Genomic DNA, 19,895 nt, shown 5'->3' with positions numbered 1-19,895 from the left:
AGGGCCCGACGCGGGCAGATCGGCGCCCAGATCGTGACCGTCGGGCGGCTCAGGCGTCGATGCGCTCCGCGTCGAGGGAATGGGCGGAGTCGACGATGAAGTCCTTGCGGGGGGCCACCTCGTTGCCCATGAGGAGCTCGAAGACGCGCTCGGCCGCCTCGGCGTCGGCGAGCGTCACCCGCCGCAGCGTGCGCTGGCGTGGGTCCATCGTCGTCTCGGCCAGCTGGTCGGCGTCCATCTCGCCGAGGCCCTTGTAGCGCTGCATCGGCTGCTTGATCCGGCGGCCCTTGCGCTCCAGCTGCCGGACCGTGGTGCGCATCTGCTGCTCGTTGTAGGTGTAGATGAGCTCGTTCTTGCGCGAGCCCGCACCGACGACCTCGATCCGGTGCAGCGGGGGGACGGCGGCGTACACCCGGCCCGCCTCGACGAGGGGGCGCATGTAACGGAAGAACAAGGTCAGCAGCAGGGTCCGGATGTGGGCGCCGTCGACGTCGGCGTCCGTCATCACGATCACCTTGCCGTAGCGCGCGGCGTCGAGGTCGAAGCTGCGCCCGCTGCCGGCGCCGATGACCTGGATGATGGCCGCGCACTCGGCATTCTTGAGCATGTCGCCCACGGAGGCCTTCTGGACGTTGAGGATCTTGCCGCGGATCGGCAGCAGGGCCTGGTGGTCCGAGTCGCGGGCCAGCTTGGCGGTGCCGAGCGCGCTGTCACCCTCGACGATGAACAGCTCGGAGCGGTCGACGTCGCTGCTGCGGCAGTCGGCCAGCTTGCTGGGCAGGGTGCTGGTCTCGAGGGCGTTCTTGCGGCGCTGGGTCTCCTTGTGCTGCCGCGCCGAGATCCGCGACTTCATCTCGGAGACGACCTTCTCCAGCAGCAAGGCGGCCTGGGCCTTCTCCCCCCGCTTGGAGGAGGTCAGCAGGGCCGTCAGCTCGCGCTCGACCACGCGCGCCACGATCGCGCGCACCGCGCTGGTGCCGAGCACCTCCTTGGTCTGCCCCTCGAACTGCGGCTCCGCCAGGCGCACCGTCACGACCGCCGTGAGCCCTGCGAGGATGTCGTCCTTGTCGACCTTGTCCGTGCCGACCTTGAGGCGGCGGGCGTTGACCTCGAGCTGCTTGCGAAAGACCTTCATGAGGGCCTGCTCGAAGCCGCTGACGTGGGTGCCGCCCTTGTGGGTGTGGATGATGTTGACGAAGGCCTCGGTCCGCGTCTCGTAACCGGTCCCCCAGCGCACCGCGACGTCCACGGTGCACTCGCGCGTCATCTCGGTGCTCACCATGTGGCCGCGGGCGTCCAGCTGCGGCACCGTCTCGGTGAACTCGCCGCTGCCCTGCAGGCGCCAGACGTCGGTCAGGGCCGGGTCGGAGGCGAGGAACTCCGCGAACTCGCTGATCCCGCCGTCGTTCTGGAAGGTCTCCTCGTAGACGCCCTCGCCGTCGAGGTCCCGCTCGTCGCGCACGGCGATCGCGAGCCCGGGCACGAGGAAGGCCGTCTGCCGGGCCCGGGCCACCAGGTCGGAGCGGTCGAGCGAGGCGTTCTTGACGAAGATCTGGTGGTCGGCCCAGTAGCGCACCCGGCTCCCCGTCACCCCGCGCCTGGTCTTGCCGACGACCTGCAGCTCCGAGGTCTGCTCGAACGGCGTGAAGGCGTTGTCGGGGCCCGGGGCCGCGCCGTCCTCGAAGGTGCCGGGCTCTCCCCGCCGGAAGCTCATCTGGTAGGTCTTGCCCCCCCGGTCCACCTGGACGTCTAGGCGGCTGGACAAGGCGTTGACGACGCTCGCGCCGACGCCGTGCAGGCCGCCGGACGCGGCATACGATCCCCCACCGAACTTGCCGCCGGCGTGCAGCTTGGTGAAGATCACCTCGACCCCGGACAGCCCCGTCCGGGGCTCCTTGTCGACCGGCATGCCCCGCCCGTCGTCCCGCACCACGACCGAGCCGTCCCGCCCGAGGACGACCTCGATGTGGCCGCAGTGGCCGCCGAGCGCCTCGTCCACGGCGTTGTCGATGATCTCCCACAGGCAGTGCGTCAGGCCGCGGCTGTCCGTGGACCCGATGTACATCCCCGGCCGCTTGCGGACGGCCTCCAGCCCCTCGAGGACCTGGAGGTGGCGCGCCGAGTAGGTGTCGGGGCTCGTGCTGGCGGGGGTGGTGGCGTCTGACACGCTCGGCAGGGTACCCGCCGGGTCCGACACCCCCTCGCAGGCTCGCCACACGGAGCCCTCGCCGGGGCGGTGGGACGCCCGCGGGCGCTCCGCCCAGCGAGAAATGCGCGGGTGGGAACGAATGCGCGTGCTTGACTGTTGTCACCGCCGTAGAGGCCGCACCCACAGCTGTCCGGGAGCGACCCCCACTGACGTGAAAGAGAGGCCCATCGTGACCACTGCACTGGCACCGAGCGAACTGACCGCAGCCGACCGCTGCGACCGTTGTGGCGCACAGGCCTACATCCGAGCCCGCCTCGCGTCCGGAGGTGAGCTGCTGTTCTGCGCCCACCACGGGCGCGAGCACCTGGACCGCCTGCGCCCCCTGGCTGCTGACATCGACGACCAGACCGACCGGCTGCACACGTCGTCGAGCAGCTGACGGCGCATCCCGACCGTCCGCGAGGACGGCGAGACGAGACCCCCGACCGGCGACGGCGGGGGTCTCGTCGTGCTGCCTCTAGGCTGAGGGCGTGACCACCACCGTGACCGTCCTGCTCGCCCTGTGTGTCGTCGTCGGGCTCCTGGGGATCGTGGTCCCCGTGCTCCCGGGCCTGCTGCTCGTCTGGGGTGCCGTCCTGGTGTGGGCGGTGGTCACCCAGACCTGGTGGCTCGCCGTACTCGTCACGGTGCTGTATGCCGCGGGCCTGGCCCTGCAGTACGTCCTGCCGGGGCGACGCCTGCGCACCGGGGGCGTCCCGACCCGATCTCTGGTCGCGGGCGTGCTCGTGGCCGTCGTGGGATTCTTCGTGATCCCCGTCGTCGGGGCCGTCGGCGGCTTCGTGCTCGGGGTGTTCGTGTCGGAGCTGCAGCGGCTGGGCTCGACGGGATCGGCCTGGCCCTCGACCGTGCACGCGCTCAAGGCGGTGGGCCTGTCGATGCTCATCGAGCTCTCGACTGGTCTGCTGATCAGCGCGTCCTGGGCGGCCGGGCTCGTCTGGGCCTAGCGCCTGCGGCGCCGGTCGGCGAGGCTCAGAGCTCCCCGCGCTGTCGACGCTCGTCCCAGCGCTGCTCCAGGCGCTGCATGAAGCTCCCGGACCTCTGGGTGCGCGGGGCGCGTCCCGTGACGCGGGGAGCACGGTCGGCCCGGGTCGACCTGGTGGATCCGACCGCCTGCCCGCCCGTCGACCGCCCACCGGGACGGCCGAAGCGTCGGCCCTGGTGCTGCTGGACGGTGCCGTCCCCGCCCACAGAGCCGAGCCGACGCCTCGGCGTGGCCAGGGCGTAGAACCCGGACGCCACCATGATCAGGAAGCCGAGCACACCGATCCACACCTGCTGCTGCGTCACGCCGAGGAGGACGACGCCGAGCCCGGCGAGAACGCCGACCGCGCCGAGGAGGTAGCGCCGACGGCGCCCGGGGGCCGAGCTGGCGCTCGCGAGCTGGGCCGCGAAGCGCGGGTCCTCGGCATACAGCGCCTGCTCCATCTGCTCGAGCAGCGCCTGCTCACGCTCTGAGAGCGGCATCTGGCTCCCCTCCCTCGGGGTCGTGCGGTCGTGAGTCCGTGGGCGACCGGGTCGCGGCGGCACGAGGAGCATCGTCGCGGCGGTCTCCGTCTGACTCAACGAAGATGGTTTCAGGATAGATCCCGGCGAGGGGTTGTGGTAGATCCGTCCCCAGGTCGGACCAGACTCGCGGGCCGCACGGCACCCGCCCCGAACCTCGCGCTGGCCCGGTCCACCGCCCGCTCGGCGTCCCGCCAGCCGTGCTCGCGCTCGTCGAGCAGGCCCTGACGCGGCACCAGCCCGGCGTCCTGGAGCCCCTCGAGCCGCACCCCGACGAGGCGGATCCGGGCGCGTTGCAGACCCAGCGCGTCGAACAGGTCGCGCGCGGTGCGGTAGACGTCCTGACTCACGTCGGTGTGCTCCCGCAGCGTCCTGGCCCGGGTGATGGTGGTGAAGTCGGAGAAACGGACCTTGATCGAGACGGTGCGCGCCATCATCCCCTGGGACCGCAGCCGGGCGGTGGATCGGTCGGCGAGCCCCAGCAGGTGGCGGTGGATCTCGACGGGGTCGTCGATGTCGTGACCGAAGGTCTCGTCGGCGCCCACGCTCTTGTCGACGTGGACCGGGGTGACGCGGCGCGGGTCACGACCCCAGGCCAGCTCGTGGAGCGAGGCGCCCATGGCCGGGCCGAGGGCACGCTGCAGGGTCGCGACCGGGGTGTGGGCGATGTCGGCCACCGACCGCAGCCCGAGGCGCAGCAGCGTCTCCTCGGTCCGGTCACCGACGCCCCAGAGGGCCGCGACCGGCAGCTGGTGCAGCGTCGCCACGACGTCCTCGACCGGCACGACGCGCAGCCCGTCGGGCTTGGCGAGGCCGGAGGCGAGCTTGGCGACGAACTTGGTGGGGGCGACGCCGACCGAGCAGGTGATGCCCTGCTCGTCGGTGACGGCGTCGCGGACCTGGTGGGCGATCCGCGTGGGGCGACCGTGGGTGCGCAGGGATCCCGAAACGTCGAGGAAGGCCTCGTCGACCGAGAGGGGCTCGACGAGGGGCGTGACCGAACGGAACACGGCCATGACGCCCCGAGACACCTCCGCGTAGCGCTGGTGGTCGGGCCGCAGGACGGTCGCCTGGGGGCACAGCCGCCGCGCCCGGGCCATCGGCATCGCCGACGCGACGCCGTAGCGTCGCGCCTCGTAGGTCGCCGACAGCACCACCCCGCGCGTGCCCCCACCGATGATCACCGGCGTGCCGACGAGGTCGGGGTGCTCAAGCAGGGTGACGGAGGCGTAGAAGGCGTCCATGTCGACGTGCAGGATGTGGCAGCCGGTGTCGTCCAGGTCCCCGGGCTGTGCCTCTGGGTCGTCAAGGCGGAACTGTCGCCGGCTCACGGCGCGCCCGCCTCAGTGCCGTGCGGCGATGACGTGCAGCGCCGCGCCGAGCTGCGCGAGGATCGCGAAGTCTGGGTGGCTCGCGGCCGCGCGCTCGAGGTCCAGCAGCGCCATCCGGTCGGCCTCGGAGTCCACCAGGGCCGACGGGACGAGGTCGCTGAAGATGCGGACGCCGTGGGTGTCGATGATCTCCAGGCCCGCGGCCTCGACGAGGGCCGAGACGGAGGACAGGTCGAACCGGCGGGGCAGGGGGTCGGCGGCCCCCCAGGTGCCCTCGGGCGTGGTGAGGGCGTGCTGGGCCTGCCCGAACTGCCCCGCGATGGCGCGCGCGAGCACGACGGCCAGCCGCTGGGCGACGACCAGGCTGAGGACGCCGTGGGGGGTGAGGGCGGCACTGATCTGGGCGAGGGAGTCGCTCGGGTCGTCGACGAACTCCAGGACCCCGTGGCAGCACACCAGGTCTGCCGTGCCGACCTCGTGCACCTCCCGCAGCGTGCTGGCGTCACCCTGGACACCACGGACGCGGTCGGCGATGCCGGCCTCGCGGGCGCGACGGCCGAGGGCGGCCAGGGCGTCGGGGCTGGGGTCGACGACGGTGACCTCGTGCCCGAGCCCACCGAGCGCGACGGCGACGCCACCGGTCCCACCGCCGAGGTCGAGGACCCGCAGCGGACGGTCGAGCTGGGCCGACAGGTCGTCCGTGACGGACTGGACGGCCTCCCACACCGCGGCGGTGCGCAGGTTGGTCTCGACCCCGGCACCGCGGGAGCGACGGGCCGCGGGACGGTCCGCGTGGTCGGGCATCGGAGGGCTCCTTCGGGGCGGGGTGCGCGCGGACGCGCCGTCTCGTCCACCCTAGTGCCCCGAGCTGCCCGGGCTGGAGTGCCACAGCTTGCGCGGCGGCGTGCGGTGGGCCTCGCCCTGGTCGCCCCCCGCAGGCCGGATGTCGGCATAGGGCGACTGCTCGAACCCCGACGCGTGGCGCAGGACCCGGCGCGGGTGGGGTCCGGCCGTGCCGGTGGCCCGCTCGGCCTCGGCGGCGAGCTCCCGGGCCTCGGCGTCGACGCGGGCGAGCAGGTCGTGCACGCCCCGCGGCCCGTCCTGCAGCCAGGCCTCCCACAGCGCCCCGAGCTCCCAGCAGCCGGTCGCCCGCAGCGAGATCCCCCGGGGACCGGTGCGGCGCACCTCGCCCCGCACGAGCAGCATCCAGGAGTGGAAGACGGTGGCGGCGTAGGGCCCCTGGACGTCCTCGAAGAAGGTCGCATCGACCGGCCCGGTCGTGTCGTCGAGCGTGAGGAAGACGACTCGCCGCCCCGAGCGGACCGGTGGGGTCTGGGTGGCGACCTTGACACCGGCGACGTGCACGACGGCACGGCTGCGGCACCCCAGGAGGTCCGCGGACCGCACGACGCCCAGGGCCTGCAGCATAGGGGCGTAGGGCTCGAGGACGTGCGCGGTCGCGTCGAGCCCCAGCACGTCGAGCTCGGCGCGCACCCGCTCGGTCTGGGTCATCTCGGGCAGACCGCTGCCCACGGTCAGCGTGGGCTCGTCCCCGAGGTCGAGGGACAGCTGGACGGGTTGCTGCCCGGCCGGGACGACGGGAGCGTGCTGCCGGGACTGGCGCGCAGCGGCGGAGCGCACGTCCGGCGCGGCGAGCCTCAGGTCGGCGCGCTGCGGGTAGGCGGCCTGTCGGTCGGGGACCGTGGGTGCGCTCCCCCGGCGACCACGCGGCGCCCTGCGCGCCGTGGCCCGGCTGTAGCGCTCGAGCTCGGCCACGTGCAGGAGCAGGTCCCGGCGGGTGACCTTGCCGCGACGGCCGAGCCCGGCGACCGCCCGGTGGCCCGACAGGCCGTAGAGCGAGTCGAGCGCCCCGGCCATCACCAGCCGCTCGAGGACAGGACGCGAGGGCTGGGCGCGGTTCCACACATCGGCCAGCGTGACGTAGGGCCGGCCGGCGACCAGGCGCTGCACCTCGGCCTCGCTGATGCCCTTGACGTCCGACAGGGACAGCCGGATGCCGTAGGCCCGCCCGTCGGGCAGGTCGGGGTGGACGGGCCGGGAGCGGGTCTGCTGGTCGAGGATCTGCGGTGGAGGCTCCTCCCAGGGCGCGACCTTCTCGACGCGGTAGGTGTCGTCGGAGGCGTTGACGTCCAGGCCGAGGACCGCGATGCCGAGGTTGCGGGCATCGTCGAGGATCAGTCGCTTGGGGTACATCCCCGGGTCGTGGGTGAGCACCCCGGCGAGGAAGGCCGCCGGGTGGTGGGTCTTGAGCCACGCGGACTGGTAGGTCGGCAGGGCGAAGGCCGCCGCGTGCGCCTTGCAGAAGCCGAACGACGCGAAGGCCTTGAGGACGGCCCAGATGCGGTCGACGTCGTCCGGGGAGTAGCCGCGTGCCGCCGCTGCCGGGCGCCACCAGGCCTCGACCTCGACCTGACCTTCAGGGGATCCCATGGCGCGGCGGACCTCGTCCGCCTCGGCGAGCGTCACGCCCGCCGTCTCGGCGACGATGCGGAGCACCTGCTCGTGAAAGACCACGACGCCCGCGGTCTCGCGCAACGCGGGCACGAGGGTCTCGTGCAGGTGGTCCGGCTCCGACCAGCCCTGACGGGCCCGCAGGAAGGGGGTGATCATGTCGGACTTGACCGGTCCCGGACGGAACAGCGAGATGTCGATGATGATGTCGTCGAAGCTCTCCGGCCCGAACTTGCCGATGAGCTCGCGCTGCCCGGGCGACTCGATCTGGAAGCAGCCGAGGGTGTGGGCGCTCCGGATCAGGCGGAAGGTCGCCTCGTCGTCCAGCGGCACCTGGGCCTGGTCGTCCAGGTCGATGCGGATCCCGTCGACCCGCTCGACCTCGGCCACGGCGTGCGCCATCGAGGACTGCATGCGGATGCCGAGGACGTCGAGCTTGAGCAGTCCCATGGCCTCGACGTCGTCCTTGTCGAAGTGGCTCATGGGGAAGCCCAGCCAGCTGGCCTCGACCGGCGTGCGGTCCAGCAACCCGGAGTTGGACAGCACCACCCCGCACGGGTGCAGGGCGACGTGCCGGGGCAACCCGTCGACCCGCTCCACGAGGTCGAAGAAGGTCTGCAGCCGTGGCGCGTCCAGGCCGCTGGCCCGCAGCTCGGGCAGGTCCGCGATGGCGTTGCGGGCGTCCCGGGCGCGGATGTGGGGAAAGGCCTTGGCGATCGCGTCGACCTCGATCGGGGGCATGCCGAGCGCTCCCCCGACGTCGCGGACGGCATGGCGCACCCGATAGGTGTCCATCATCGACACGCAGGTCACCCGGTCGCCGCCGAAGCGCTGCAGGATGCGCTCGTAGATGGCGGTGCGCCGGTCGGACTCCACGTCGATGTCGATGTCGGGCAGCTGCGCCCGCAGCGGCGAGCAGAAGCGCTCCATCAGCAGGTCGTGGCGGATCGGGTCGACGCCGCTGATCCCGAGCAGGTAGTTGACCAGGCTGCCGGCGCCCGACCCGCGCGCCGCGACCCGGCCGTCCATCTCGCGGATCAGGTCGCACACGGTCGCGACGGTGAGGAAGTAGGTCGGGTAGCCGAGGCCGGCGACGACCCCCAGCTCGTCGTCGAGCCTGGACTCGATGGCCCTGCGCTCGCTGTCGCCCGCGTCGGGATAGCGGGTCAGCAGCGCACCTCGGCAGCGCTCGTCCAGGACGGCCTGGGGGGACTGCCCGGGCCGTATGCCGAGGATGCCGGGCTCGGGCAGCTGCACGGACCCGATCCCGAGGTCGCGGCGCGCGTCGAGCCGGCAGTCGTCGGCCACCCGCAGCGTGGCGCGCACCAGCTCGTCGGCACGAGCCCGGTCCCCGCCGCACGCCTGGCGGGCCAGGGCGAGCATGTCCGGGGTGGAGGCGAGGTGGCCGAGCGTGGTCACCCGGTCGAGGTGCCGGGTGTCCAGGGCGACCAGGCGGCGGGCGGCGTCCAGGACGTCGGCCGTCACCGCGTCGTCGGGGCGGCCGTGGCGCACGGCGGCGGTCAGCACGGCGGGGACCCCGACCTCGTCGGCGAGCGCGAGCAGAGCGGCCGCCTGGCGGCGGCTGCCCACGGATCCCGGTGGCCCCTCGTGCAGGACGACCTCGACGACGAGCGCGTCCCCGGGCAGCGCGTGCCGCCACCGCTCCAGCAGCTGCCGAGCCTGGTCGGACCGACCTCGCAGGATCGCTCGGCCCACGTCGGAGTCCGGTCCGACCAGCACCGTGAGGGCGTCGGCGTGCTCGGCCACCAGCACGCGGCTCGTCACCGGCTCGCCCCGCTCGCCCGCCAGGTGGGTCGCCGACACCAGTCGGCACAGCCGCGCCCAGCCGCGCCCCTGCTCGACCCGGGATCGCCCCCGGGCGAGCACGGTGACCCGGGGCAGCCTCGGGTCCACGACGGCACCGCCACGCACCGGGGTGCGACCCACCGGCCGGATGCGCTGCCCGGCGACCTCGCCCAGCGCGAGGTCGGACCCGAGGATCGGGTCGACGCCCCGGGCCAGGCAGGCCTGGGCGAACTTCACGGCGCCGTAGAGACCGTCGCGGTCGGTCAGCGCCAGCGCGCCCTGCCCGTGCCCCGCGGCAAGGTCGACCAGGTCGGCCGGCGGAGTGGTGCCGTAGCGCAGGGAGCAGCCGGACGCCACGTGCAGGTGGACGAAGTCATCGGCCACCGGTGACCACCTGCAGGGACGGCAGCGGCGCGTGCGGTGGGGCCCCGAGGGCGGACTCGACCAGGGCGAGGAAGGTCTCCGAGGCCCGGACCAGGTCGTCGGCCTCGCGCGCCGAGACGTGGCCGCCCCGCTCGGCGACCGCGCGGCGGCTCGCCGACGCGGCGTAGAACGCGGCCCACTCCCCCAGCTCGGGTGCGGCGGCCGGCAGCAGCTCCCACACGCTGCGGGGCCGCCCCCGGCCCGGCACCGGTCCCCTGGTGGCGAGCAGCGCCGCGCCGGCGCGCAGGCCCGACAGGTGCGCCGCGACGTAGCGGTCGGCGGTCGTGCCCGCGCAGGTCGCCTCGGCGAGGGCGACGTAGGCGCGGTCGAGCAGGTCGAGCGTCGCCGTCGTCAGCGGCGGCCGCGTGCTCGTGGCGATCGTGGCGGTCATCGTGCACCTGCTTTCGTCATACGGTCTGGTCGGGGAGAGCCGGCCGGGAGGGCCGGCCGCAGAGGTGGGAAGGGGCTTAGTCGGAGAGCCGGACGAGCTGCCAGCGCGAGCCGCGCACCGCCAGGTCGTAGACGCCGAGGGAGCCGGAGCGGCCGGGGGCCGCCTCGACCCGCCAGACCTCCTCCTCGAGGTCGGCGGGGGTGATGGACCGGGTGTCGGGCACCTCGCGCCACCAGGGGCGACGCTCGCGCCAGTGGTCGACGACCGAGCGCACGTCGTAGAGGCGCCCCCGCCAGATGAACTGCACCGGCCGGCCCTCCTGCCTGAGCTCGTACCTGACCTCGATGGTGTCCTCGCACCGCCTCATGACCGCTCCTCCTTCGAACAACCGACCCACCTGACCGAACATGTGTTCGATGAAGAGAACTCTAGGGCCGACCACCGACAGACCCCACCCCCCTGTCACCCACTTGCGCATCGGCGCTGGTCAGTCCTTCCCGACTACGCTCGAATCCCCCTCCGGCGGGACCCGGACCGGATACGGTGGGGCGTCGCCGACGACATCACGCACGAGCACGAGCAATCACGAGCACCGAGCCATCACGAGCACCGAGCATGCAGGAGGACGCATGGGGACCGAGCTGCTGCCGATGGTCTTCACCAGCGGCTGGGCGAGCGGCATCAACGCCTACGCGGTGGTGCTCGTCATGGGCCTGGCCGGGCGGTTCTTCTCGATCGACCTGGTCCCGCACGTGCTGACCCGCACGGACGTGCTGGTCGCCGCCGCGGTGCTGTTCCTGCTGGAGATGTTCGCCGACAAGATCCCCTACCTCGACTCCGTGTGGGACGGCGTGCACACCTTCGTGCGCCCCGCTGTGGGAGCGACCCTCGGCTACCTCCTGGCCGGGCACGAGGGGTCGGGTCTGGAGCAGGCCTTCGCCGCCGCGACCGGTGGCTTCAGCGCCCTGGCGAGCCACGGCGTCAAGGCCGGGATCCGCGCGGGGGTCAACGCCTCGCCGGAGCCGGTCAGCAATGTCGCGATCTCCTCGGCGGAGGACGTCGCCGTCATCGGGGTGATGACCCTGGCCACCGAGCACCCCTGGGCCGCCGCGGCCGTCGCCGGCGTCCTGCTGCTCGCCGGCATCGTCGCCGTGGTCTGGCTGCTGCGCCGCATCGCCCGGCTCAAGCGGAGGTACGACGACTGGGGCACCGGCGCCGGAAGGGCAGACCCCTCCAAGGTCAGTGCCCCAGGTTGGCAAAGACCTCGAGCGTCGCGGTCGACCGGTTCATCGTGTAGAAGTGCAGCCCCGGAGCGCCCTCGGCCATGAGCCGGGCGGCGTGCTCGGTCGCGATCTCGACCCCCACCTCGCGCACGGCCTCGGCGTCGTCACCGACCGCCTCCAGCCGGGACGTCACGGCGACGGGCAGGGCCGATCCCGACAGCTCCGCCATGCGCGCGACCTGCCTGGCCGACGTGATGGGCATCAGGCCGGGGATGATCGGGAGGGTGCCGCCGCGGGACGTCACCATGTCCCGCAGCCGCAGGTAGTTGTCGACGTCGAAGACCATCTGCGTCACGGCGAAGTCCGCGCCGGCCCGCTGCTTGGCGACGAGCACGTCGGCGTCCTGCTCGAGCGAGGCCGACTCGGGATGCTTGTCGGGGAACGCCGCCACCCCCACCGTGAAGCCGCCCAGGTCACGGACCAGGGCCACCAGCTGGTCGGCGTGGTCCAGCCCCTCGGGATGGGCCACCCAGGGGGCGCCGAGGCCGCCCGCGGGGTCACCGCGCAGCACCATGACGTTGCGGATCCCGGCGTCGGCATACGCCCCGACGACGCTGCGCAGCTCGGCCCGCGAGGAGGCGACGCAGGTCAGGTGCGCCATGGGCAGCAGGGTCGTCTCCTCCGCGATGCGCCGGGTCACCCGCACCGTGCGGTCGCGGGTGGATCCCCCGGCGCCGTAGGTCACCGACACGAAGGACGGGCGCTTCTTCTCCAGGTGGCGGACCGCCTCCCACAGCACCTGCTCGGACTCGTCGTCCTTGGGCGGGAAGAACTCGAAGCTGAAGCTCGTCCCCTCGGCCCGCAGCATGTCCGGGATGGAGATGCCGGAGAGGTCGCGAGGAGCGAGGAAGGACGAGCCCGGTGCCATGGCCGCGACTCTAGGTGAGCCGACCGCGTAGGCTCGGGCTGCACCGACATGTGGGCACCCCCGTGTCGCCGTACCCACCGCGCCGCAGGGCCGCACCGACGGAGGATGCCGGGATGACCACCGCAGGGACCGAGATCGTCGACCTGGCGCAGCTGCGTCACCGGGTCCAGGCCGAGATCGACGAAGAGATCGCCCTGCGCACGTCCCAGCTCGCGCCCGTGGGCCGCGACACCCGACTGCTCGTCGACGCGATCGCGGACCTGCTCCGCGGGGGCAAGCGGCTGCGCGCCGCCTTCTGCTACTGGGGCTACCGCGCCGCCGGGGGCGATGACAACGAGGCCATCGTGCGGGCGGCCGCCGCCATGGAGCTCTTCCAGGCCGCCGCGCTGATCCACGACGACGTCATGGACGACAGCGACACCCGGCGCGGCCTGCCGTCCGCGCACCGTCGGCTCGCCGCGCACCACGCGGAGCAGCGGTGGGAGGGCCTGTCGGAGCGGTTCGGGGTGGCCGGGGCCATCCTCGCCGGCGACCTCTGCCTGACCTGGACCGACTCGATGTTCGCGGGCTCCGGCCTGAGCCGGCACGAGCTGCAGGGCGCGCGGCCGGTGTTCGACGAGATGCGGACCCAGCTCATGGGCGGGCAGTTCCTGGACGTCCTCGAGGCGGCGCGCGGCTGGGACCACCTCACGACCGAGCAGCGGCTGCGGCTGGCGCACCGCGTCATCACCTACAAGAGCGCGAAGTACTCCATCGAGCACCCCCTGGTCATCGGGGCGGCCGCCGCGGGCGCCAAGCAGGGCGACCTCAAGAAGCTGGGCGAGTTCGGGCTGGCGGTGGGGCAGGCCTTCCAGCTGCGCGACGACCTGCTCGGCGTCTTCGGGGACCCGGTGACGACCGGCAAGCCCGCCGGCGACGACCTGCGCGAGGGCAAGCACACCGTCCTCGTGGCGCACACCCTGGCCGCCCTCGACGAGGAGCGCGCGGCGAGGTTCGCCCGCCATCTCGGCGACGCCGCCGTCGACGACGAGACGGTGGCCTGGATGTGCGAGACGATCCTCGCCGCGGGGGCGGTCGACGCCGTGGAGCGCGACATCGACCGGCTCGTGCAGCAGGGCCTGGAGCGGCTCGACGACACCGCAGCCCTGCTCGACGAGGGTCGGCAGGTCCTCGTCGAGCTCGCGGCCTACGCCACGACCCGCACCAGCTGACGGGGTCGCGACCGGCCGCCGGTCCTCAGCCGTATGCCGGGAGGTGCCCGCAGCGCCGGGGCACCCTCAGAAGGCCAGCTCCTGGGCCCGGCGGCGGATCTCGGTGCGGTGCCCCGCGCGCAGGTCGCCGACCGGGGTGCCGGTGCGCAGCGTGTCGTCGGGCTCGTGGAGCCAGGCGATCGCCTCGGCGTCGCTGAGCCCGGAGTCGTGCAGCACCGAGAGCGTGCCGCGCAGCAGGTGCAGCGGAGCGCCGTCCTGCAGGAAGGTCGAGGGGACGCTGACGACCCTGCGCTCGCCGCGGCGCACCGAGGCGAGCTCGCCCTCTGCGAGCCACGACCGGACCGTCGACAGCGGGACGGCGCACGTCTCGGCCACGTCGGGCACGGTGACCCATCCGGGAACGAGCTCGTCGAGGCGGGCGAGGAGGACCTGGTCAGGGGCTGCGGAGCGACTCACGTCCCCTAGGGTGCCATGCGCTCAGGTCGACGCGCACGGGTGCGCCATCCGGGTGACCGTGCTTCACTGGTGAGTGATGGATCGTTCAACGTGCCGCGGCCCGTCGCCGCCCAGCAGGCAGGGGACGACCCGAGCAGCCTCCTGACCCGGACCCACCGACCGCAAGGACCCCCCGATGCCCCTCATCGCCGGAATCGCCGCCGTCACGATCGCCGCCGCGGTCGTCCCCAGCACCGCCTCGACCACCCCGCCGGCCGCCGCCCCCGTCACCGGCAGCTCTCCCGCCGCCGGCACCGTGGCCGCGGGGGACTACGTCGTCCGCCGTGGCGACTCGACGTACACCATCGCCCGTCGTGCCGGCACCACGGTGCAGGCCGTCGTCGCGGCCAACGCCCTTCCCGCCGGGGGACGACGCATCCACCCGGGCCAGCGGCTCGTGATCCCCGTCCCCGGCGCCGCGTCCGCGACCAAGGCCGCCGCCCCGACGACGAGCGCGCCGATCAGGCGCGTCCAGGCAGCAGCGCCGGCGCCGCCGACCGCGGCACGCCGTGCGGCAGCCACGCCGAGGCCCGCCCCGACCACCTCGCGGGCCGCGCAGCAGGCCCAGGTCCGCGCCCTCATCGAGCAGGTGGCCGCCGAGCACGGCGTCGACCGCCGCCTCGCCCTCGCCGTGGGGCTCCAGGAGTCCGGGTGGCGCCAGGACGTCACGTCCCACGTCGGCGCCCGCGGCGCGATGCAGGTGATGCCCGCCAACGCCCGATGGGCCTCCGCCCTCGCGGGGCGGCGCCTCGATCTCGGCGACGCCCGCGACAACGTGACGGCCGGCGTGGTCATCCTCAAGCAGCTGCAGGCGACCGCCGGGAGCGAGGACGCCGCGATCGGCGCCTACTACCAGGGTCTCCCCTCGGTGACGCAGCGCGGGATGTACCGCGAGACGCGGCGCTACGTCGCCTCGGTCAAGGCACACCGGTCCCGGATGTGAGGCCGCGGCGGCTCCCCCGCCTAGGATCGGACGGTGCCTCGCCCCACCGACCTCACCGCCCCGGGACGGGTGCTGGACGGGCGCTACCGCCTGGTCCGGCACATCGCCGACGGAGGCATGGCGTCCGTGTGGGAGGGCCTCGACGAGCGCCTCGACCGTGAGGTCGCCGTCAAGATCTTGCGGAGGGGCCTGACCGACGACGAGTCCTTCGCCTCGAGGTTCCAGCGCGAGGCCCGGTCCGCGGCCCGCCTCAACGACCCCCGCATCGTCGCGGTGTTCGACCAGGGCGTCGACCACGACGACATGTTCCTCGTCATGGAGCTCGTGCCCGGGCGCACCCTGCGCGAGGTCGTCCACGCCGAGGCGCCCCTGACGGTGCGCGCGGCCCTGGACCTCGTGGTGCCGCTGGCCGAGGCACTCGGGGTGGCCCACCAGGCGGGCATCATCCACCGGGACGTCAAGCCCGAGAACGTCATCATCCGCGACGACGGCCGCGTCAAGGTGGCGGACTTCGGTCTGGCGCGGGCCGTCACCGCCCAGACCGTCACCGCCGCCAGCAGCACGATCCTCGGGACCGTGTCCTACCTGTCCCCCGAGCAGGTCGAGCGGGGCATCGCCGACGCCCGCAGCGACGTCTACGCCACCGGCCTCGTCCTCTACGAGCTGCTGACGGGGCAGAAGGCCTACGAGGGCGAGTCCCCGATCCACGTGGCCTACCAGCACGTGCACGGCAGCATCCCCGCGCCCAGCGAGGCCGTCCCCAGCGTGCCGGCCGTGCTGGACGAGGTGATCGCCTGGGCCACCCACCGCGACGCCGGTGAGCGCCCCGCCGACGGGGCGGCTCTCGCGGCGCGGCTGCGCGAGGTCCGGTCGGCGCTCGGGCCGGACGAGCTCGACGCCAGGCCCCGCGAGCCGGAGGCCGCCGCCGCCAGGGCGACCCCGACGGTCGCCATACCCCGGTCCGGCGCAGCCGGCTCGGCCCGACCCATCCCGACGCCGGTGCAGCCGGGCGCCCCCGCCGGGGCCACGCGCGGCGCGATCCCACCCGTCGGCGGCCCGCGTGGCCCACGGCGGCTGCGCCTGCTGGTGCCCCTGCTGGCGCTCCTGCTGCTGGTGGGCGGCGGCGCGGCGTGGTACCTCACGCAGGGCCCCGGCGCCCCCACCACCGTGCCGACCCTCACGGGCGTCCCCCTCACCGAGGCCCAGGCCCGGCTCGCCGCGGCGCACCTGGACGCGTCCGTCGAGGAGACCTATGACGAGCAGGTCCCCCAGGGCTCGGTCATCCAGGCCACGCCGGGCGAGGGCACGCGGCTGCACCGCACCGACGACGTGACCCTCGTGGTGAGCCGCGGCCCCGAGCGCCACCAGGTGCCCCAGGTGCGGGGGACCCCGACCGACGCGGCGCGGCAGTCGCTCGAGGGTGCCCGCCTGGCCGTCGGGGCGGTGACCGAGGCCTACGACGAGCAGGTGCCCGCGGGCCAGGTGGTCTCCACGGACCCGGCCGCGGGCACCTCGCTGCGCCCGCTCATCAAGGTGTCCCTCGTCGTCAGCAAGGGCCGTCGCCCTATCCCGGTGCCCTCCCTGACGGGGCGCACCGCGGCCGAGGCGCGCCGCGCCCTCACGACCGTCGGCCTGACCTATGCCGAGGGCCCCGAGCGGGTCTACTCCACCACCGTGCCCGAGGGATCGGTGACCCAGCAGTCCCCCGCCGGTGGCACACTCCACCAGGGCGACCCGGTCACGGTGACCCTGTCCAAGGGGCCTGAGATGGTGGACGTGCCGTCCGTCAGGGGGCGCAGCAAGGACGACGCCGTGGCCGCGCTGCGGGCCGCGGGGTTCCAGGTGCGCGTCTCGTCACCCCTGGGCGAGGTGTTCGGCCTCGTGTCGCAGCAGCGGCCCTCCGGGGGGCGCGCCCCCAAGGGCAGCACCGTCACCATCGTGGTGGTCTGAGTGGCGGACGCGGCCTCCTCGAGACACCGCGACACCCCTCGCCCGGGGGTCGCCACCATGGCCCTGGTCGCGGTGACGGCGGTGTGGGGCTCGACCTTCTACCTCATCCACGACCTGCTCGGCTCCATGGACGCGGTGGACTTCCTGGCCGTCCGGTTCACCATCGCGGCCGTGTGCCTGCTCCTGCTCTTCGGCCGCAGCCTGCAGACCCTGGACCGGCGCGCCTGCGTGGCCGGCGTGCTGCTCGGCCTCGTCTACGCCGTCGCCCAGGTCCTGCAGACCGTGGGGCTCGCCCATACCGCGGCCTCCCGGTCGGGGTTCATCACCGGCCTGTACGTCGTCCTCACTCCCGTGCTCGGCGCCCTCCTGCTCCGCGAGCGGGTCGGCCGCGCCACCTGGGTCGCCGTGGTGCTGTCGGTCCTGGGCCTCGCCGTCCTGTCCCTCGGTGACGTGGCCTCACCGGTGGGCCTCGGCGAGGCGCTGACTCTCGCCTGCGCCGCGGTCTACGCCATCCACATCCTCGGCGTCGCGAGGTTCTCCACCGCCGAGCTCGCCACCGCCCTGTCGACCGTCCAGATGGTCGCGCTCGCGGTGGGATGCTCGGTCGTGGCCGCGGTCGACGGTGTGGGTCTGCCACCCAGCACCGGCGCCTGGTGGGCCGTGGTCTACATGGCGGTCGTGGCCGGCGCCGGCGCGCTCTGGGCCCAGACCTGGGCGCAGGCCCACCTGAGCGCCAGCCGCGCAGCGATCGTGATGACGCTCGAGCCGGTCTTCGCCGCCGGCTTCGCCGTCACGCTGGGCGGGGAGTCGGTGACCTCGCGGATGGTGCTCGGCGGCGGTCTCGTCCTAGCCGCGATGTATGTCGTGGAGCTCGCGGGCCGCCGTGGTCGCGGGGCGGACGGCCCTCCGCTGGAGGCGCTGCACCACGAGCCGTGAGCCCACCCGCGCGTCGACCGGCCGTGCAGACAGGTCCGGCGGGCGTGCGCTCACGCTCACTCCTGGTAGGAGTACCGCTCCTGCCGCCATACGTCACCCACCAGGTGATAGCCGCGCTGCTCCCAGAAGCCGCGCACCGGCTCCCGCAGGTAGGCGATCTCGCCGACCCACTTGGGGCCCTTGTAGCCGTAGAGGTGCGGCACGACCAGGCGCACCGGACCTCCTCGCTCGGCGGCCAGGGGGTCGCCGTTGCGGTGCGTGGCGAGCAGCGACCGCGGGGAGATCAGGTCGTCGAGCAGCAGGCTGGCGCTGTAGCCGTAGGTCGCCGAGACGAGCACGTGGCCCGCGCCGTCGGCCGGGGGCGCGAGGTCCACGACGTGCCGCACCAGGACCCCCTCCCACACGACGTCCTGGCTGGTCAGCTTGGACACGCAGTGCTGGTCGGCCACCAGGGTGTCACGCGGCAGCGCCTGCAGGTCCTCCCAGGTCAGGACCCGGTCCGGCCCGGCCGTCTCGCCGACGATCGACAACGTCCACGTCTCGGGCGAGAGCACCGGCACCCGTCCGTAGTGCTGCACCGGCAGCTCCGCGACGAGCCGTTGCCCGGGGGGCACGGTGCGCGGCTCGGTGCGAGGCATGCGACGAACTCTCTCACATCTGCCCAGGTGCGGCTCAGGACCGCTGGGCCAGCATCTCGGCCACGAGAAAGGCCAGCTCCAGGCTCTGCTGGTGGTTGAGCCGCGGGTCGCACACCGTCTCGTAGCGCGCCGACAGGTCGGCGTCCTCGATGCGGATCGACCCGCCTGTGCACTCGGTGACATCGTTGCCGGTGAGCTCGACGTGCATGCCACCGGGGATCGTGCCGAGGTCGGCGTGCACCTCGAAGAACCCCCGCACCTCGTCGACCACGTCGTCGAAGTCGCGGGTCTTGTAGCCGCTCGCGCTCGTGTGGGTGTTGCCGTGCATGGGGTCCGTCACCCAGGTCACCAGGACTCCCTCCTGCTGCACCCGCTCGACGATGGGCGGCAGCGCCTGTCGGATCGTGCCGGCCCCCATGCGCGTGATGAAGGTCAGTCGGCCGGGACGACGCTCGGGGTCGACCTTGTCGACGATCGCCATCACGTCGTCGCCGGTGGTGGAGGGGCCCAGCTTGACGCCGACCGGGTTGTGGATGCGGGCGACGAACTCCAGGTGGGCCCCGTCGAGCTGGCGGGTGCGCTCGCCGACCCACACCATGTGGCCGCTCGTGTCGTAGGCGACCCCCGTGCGGTGGTCGATCCGGGTGAGCGCGCGTTCGTACTCCAGCAGCAGCGCCTCGTGGCTGGCGTAGAACTCGACCGACCGCATCGCGTCGAAGTCGGCGCCGCAGGCCAGCATGAACCGCATGGCCTTGTCGATGTCGCGCGCCATGGACTCGTAGCGGGCGTACTCGGCGTTGGCGGAGAACCCGCGGTTCCACGCGTGGACGTGCCGCAGGTCGGCGAACCCGCCCGTGGTGAACGCCCGCACGAGGTTCAGCGTCGCGGCGCTGGCGTGGTAGCCGCGGACCATGCGCTGCGGGTCGGGCCGGCGCGACTCGGGGGTGAACTCGAAGTCGTTGACCATGTCGCCGCGGTAGGCCGGGAGCGTGACCTCCCCCCGCGTCTCGGTGTCCGAGGAGCGGGGCTTGGTGTACTGCCCCGCCATACGGCCGATCTTGACGACCGGCACGCTGGCGCCGTAGGTGAGGACCGCCGCCATCTGCAGCAGGGTCTTGACCCGGTCCCGGATGTTGTCCGCCGTGGCGTAGGCGAAGGTCTCGGCGCAGTCACCGCCCTGCAGCACGAAGGCCTCGCCGCGGGCCGCCGAGGCCAGCCGGTCGGTGAGCTGGTCGCACTCCCCGGCGAACACCAGCGGCGGCATCGAGCGGAGCGTGTCCACCGCCGCCTCCAGCCCGGACCCTTGCGGCCACGACGGCTGCTGGGCGGCGGGCAGGTCGCGCCACGCGTCGAGGGCCGTCAGGAGCTCGGGAGCGGGTTGGGTACTCACGGCCACAGCCTACGGCCCTCGCCGCACGCACCAGGACGCGTCCGCA

The 19,895-nt window shown here is 73.5% G+C and carries 18 protein-coding genes; 7 read left to right on the top strand and 11 right to left on the bottom strand.

Features of this window, described 5'->3' with window-relative positions:
* Positions 1-49: 49 nt before the first annotated feature.
* Positions 50-2,167, bottom strand: a complete 2,118-nt coding sequence (locus ACF3NS_RS11205) for a type IIA DNA topoisomerase subunit B (protein ID WP_288798038.1) — start codon at positions 2,165-2,167, stop codon at positions 50-52.
* Positions 2,168-2,378: 211 nt separating this feature from the next.
* Here ACF3NS_RS11205 and ACF3NS_RS11200 point away from each other — a divergent pair, with 211 nt between their 5' ends.
* Together ACF3NS_RS11200 and ACF3NS_RS11195 are read left to right on the top strand one after the other, a co-directional pair.
* On the top strand, positions 2,379-2,588 hold the full coding sequence (locus ACF3NS_RS11200; protein ID WP_288798039.1) for a hypothetical protein: 210 nt from the start codon (positions 2,379-2,381) through the stop codon (positions 2,586-2,588).
* Between the two features lie 91 nt (positions 2,589-2,679).
* On the top strand, positions 2,680-3,153 hold the full coding sequence (locus tag ACF3NS_RS11195) for a DUF456 domain-containing protein (RefSeq protein WP_288798040.1): 474 nt from the start codon (positions 2,680-2,682) through the stop codon (positions 3,151-3,153).
* Positions 3,154-3,178: 25 nt separating this feature from the next.
* Here ACF3NS_RS11195 and ACF3NS_RS11190 read toward each other — a convergent pair whose 3' ends face one another.
* The 6 genes from ACF3NS_RS11190 to ACF3NS_RS11165 form a co-directional block, all read right to left on the bottom strand.
* Positions 3,179-3,673, bottom strand: coding sequence for a DUF3040 domain-containing protein (locus ACF3NS_RS11190; protein ID WP_154594139.1), 495 nt, complete (start codon positions 3,671-3,673; stop codon positions 3,179-3,181).
* 110 nt (positions 3,674-3,783) lie between these two features.
* Positions 3,784-5,043 (bottom strand): DNA polymerase IV, encoded by a 1,260-nt coding sequence (dinB, locus tag ACF3NS_RS11185; RefSeq protein WP_288798041.1) that lies wholly within the window; start codon positions 5,041-5,043, stop codon positions 3,784-3,786.
* Between the two features lie 12 nt (positions 5,044-5,055).
* On the bottom strand, positions 5,056-5,847 hold the full coding sequence (locus ACF3NS_RS11180) for a methyltransferase domain-containing protein (protein ID WP_392466110.1): 792 nt from the start codon (positions 5,845-5,847) through the stop codon (positions 5,056-5,058).
* Between the two features lie 51 nt (positions 5,848-5,898).
* Entirely contained in the window at positions 5,899-9,705 is a 3,807-nt protein-coding gene (locus tag ACF3NS_RS11175; protein ID WP_288798043.1) for a DNA polymerase III subunit alpha, read from the bottom strand.
* Positions 9,695-10,135 carry an SAV_6107 family HEPN domain-containing protein gene (locus ACF3NS_RS11170; RefSeq protein ID WP_289033852.1) on the bottom strand — a complete coding sequence of 147 codons (441 nt, stop codon included), beginning with the start codon at positions 10,133-10,135 and terminating at the stop codon, positions 9,695-9,697. Before ACF3NS_RS11170 ends, ACF3NS_RS11175 begins: the two co-directional genes overlap by 11 nt.
* Positions 10,136-10,211: 76 nt before the next feature.
* Positions 10,212-10,502, bottom strand: a complete 291-nt coding sequence (locus ACF3NS_RS11165) for a DUF6504 family protein (RefSeq protein ID WP_154594136.1) — start codon at positions 10,500-10,502, stop codon at positions 10,212-10,214.
* A gap of 262 nt (positions 10,503-10,764) precedes the next feature.
* On the opposite strand from ACF3NS_RS11165, the gene ACF3NS_RS11160 reads away from it, so the two are divergent.
* Entirely contained in the window at positions 10,765-11,463 is a 699-nt protein-coding gene (locus tag ACF3NS_RS11160) for a DUF4126 domain-containing protein (protein WP_392466107.1), read from the top strand.
* Here the strand turns inward: ACF3NS_RS11160 and metF are convergent.
* Positions 11,375-12,286: a methylenetetrahydrofolate reductase [NAD(P)H] gene (gene metF, locus ACF3NS_RS11155; protein ID WP_154594134.1), complete on the bottom strand. Its 912-nt coding sequence runs from the start codon at positions 12,284-12,286 to the stop codon at positions 11,375-11,377. The genes ACF3NS_RS11160 and metF overlap by 89 nt on opposite strands.
* A gap of 113 nt (positions 12,287-12,399) precedes the next feature.
* On the opposite strand from metF, the gene ACF3NS_RS11150 reads away from it, so the two are divergent.
* Positions 12,400-13,497: a polyprenyl synthetase family protein gene (locus tag ACF3NS_RS11150; RefSeq protein ID WP_154594133.1), complete on the top strand. Its 1,098-nt coding sequence runs from the start codon at positions 12,400-12,402 to the stop codon at positions 13,495-13,497.
* A 66-nt stretch (positions 13,498-13,563) separates the two neighbouring features.
* Here the strand turns inward: ACF3NS_RS11150 and ACF3NS_RS11145 are convergent, their stop codons facing one another.
* Positions 13,564-13,953: an Rv2175c family DNA-binding protein gene (locus tag ACF3NS_RS11145; protein WP_288799996.1), complete on the bottom strand. Its 390-nt coding sequence runs from the start codon at positions 13,951-13,953 to the stop codon at positions 13,564-13,566.
* Positions 13,954-14,128: 175 nt separating this feature from the next.
* On the opposite strand from ACF3NS_RS11145, the gene ACF3NS_RS11140 reads away from it, so the two are divergent.
* Genes ACF3NS_RS11140 through ACF3NS_RS11130 form a run of 3 tightly spaced genes read left to right on the top strand, consistent with a single transcriptional unit; the run spans position 14,129 to position 17,821 of the window.
* Positions 14,129-14,935: a transglycosylase SLT domain-containing protein gene (locus ACF3NS_RS11140; RefSeq protein ID WP_392466104.1), complete on the top strand. Its 807-nt coding sequence runs from the start codon at positions 14,129-14,131 to the stop codon at positions 14,933-14,935.
* A 33-nt stretch (positions 14,936-14,968) separates the two neighbouring features.
* Positions 14,969-16,885 (top strand): Stk1 family PASTA domain-containing Ser/Thr kinase, encoded by a 1,917-nt coding sequence (gene pknB, locus ACF3NS_RS11135; protein ID WP_392466103.1) that lies wholly within the window; start codon positions 14,969-14,971, stop codon positions 16,883-16,885.
* Positions 16,886-16,942: 57 nt separating this feature from the next.
* A complete protein-coding gene (locus ACF3NS_RS11130; protein WP_392466101.1) occupies positions 16,943-17,821 on the top strand; it encodes a DMT family transporter in 879 nt (292 codons plus the stop codon).
* A gap of 56 nt (positions 17,822-17,877) precedes the next feature.
* Here the strand turns inward: ACF3NS_RS11130 and ACF3NS_RS11125 are convergent, their stop codons facing one another.
* Positions 17,878-18,459, bottom strand: coding sequence for a molybdopterin-dependent oxidoreductase (locus ACF3NS_RS11125; protein WP_154594129.1), 582 nt, complete (start codon positions 18,457-18,459; stop codon positions 17,878-17,880).
* 34 nt (positions 18,460-18,493) lie between these two features.
* Positions 18,494-19,855, bottom strand: a complete 1,362-nt coding sequence (locus tag ACF3NS_RS11120; RefSeq protein ID WP_392466098.1) for a class II 3-deoxy-7-phosphoheptulonate synthase — start codon at positions 19,853-19,855, stop codon at positions 18,494-18,496.
* Positions 19,856-19,895 lie beyond the last annotated feature (40 nt).

Origin of the sequence: Arsenicicoccus cauae (assembly GCF_043162025.1) — a bacterium.
GTDB lineage: Bacteria > Actinomycetota > Actinomycetes > Actinomycetales > Dermatophilaceae > Arsenicicoccus > Arsenicicoccus cauae.
This window is presented reverse-complemented; position numbering and strand designations above follow the sequence as displayed.

Excerpts from the sequence above, each read along its gene's own strand:
- ACF3NS_RS11190 (WP_154594139.1), bottom strand. The coding sequence starts at position 3,673 with ATGCCGCTCTCAGAGCGTGAGCAGGCGCTGCTCGAGCAGATGGAGCAG.
- ACF3NS_RS11180 (WP_392466110.1), bottom strand. The coding sequence starts at position 5,847 with ATGCCCGACCACGCGGACCGTCCCGCGGCCCGTCGCTCCCGCGGTGCC.
- ACF3NS_RS11170 (WP_289033852.1), bottom strand. The coding sequence starts at position 10,135 with ATGACCGCCACGATCGCCACGAGCACGCGGCCGCCGCTGACGACGGCG.
- ACF3NS_RS11165 (WP_154594136.1), bottom strand. The coding sequence starts at position 10,502 with ATGAGGCGGTGCGAGGACACCATCGAGGTCAGGTACGAGCTCAGGCAG.
- ACF3NS_RS11160 (WP_392466107.1), top strand. The coding sequence starts at position 10,765 with ATGGGGACCGAGCTGCTGCCGATGGTCTTCACCAGCGGCTGGGCGAGC.
- metF (WP_154594134.1), bottom strand. The coding sequence starts at position 12,286 with ATGGCACCGGGCTCGTCCTTCCTCGCTCCTCGCGACCTCTCCGGCATC.
- ACF3NS_RS11150 (WP_154594133.1), top strand. The coding sequence starts at position 12,400 with ATGACCACCGCAGGGACCGAGATCGTCGACCTGGCGCAGCTGCGTCAC.
- ACF3NS_RS11140 (WP_392466104.1), top strand. The coding sequence starts at position 14,129 with ATGCCCCTCATCGCCGGAATCGCCGCCGTCACGATCGCCGCCGCGGTC.
- ACF3NS_RS11130 (WP_392466101.1), top strand. The coding sequence starts at position 16,943 with ATGGCCCTGGTCGCGGTGACGGCGGTGTGGGGCTCGACCTTCTACCTC.
- ACF3NS_RS11125 (WP_154594129.1), bottom strand. The coding sequence starts at position 18,459 with ATGCCTCGCACCGAGCCGCGCACCGTGCCCCCCGGGCAACGGCTCGTC.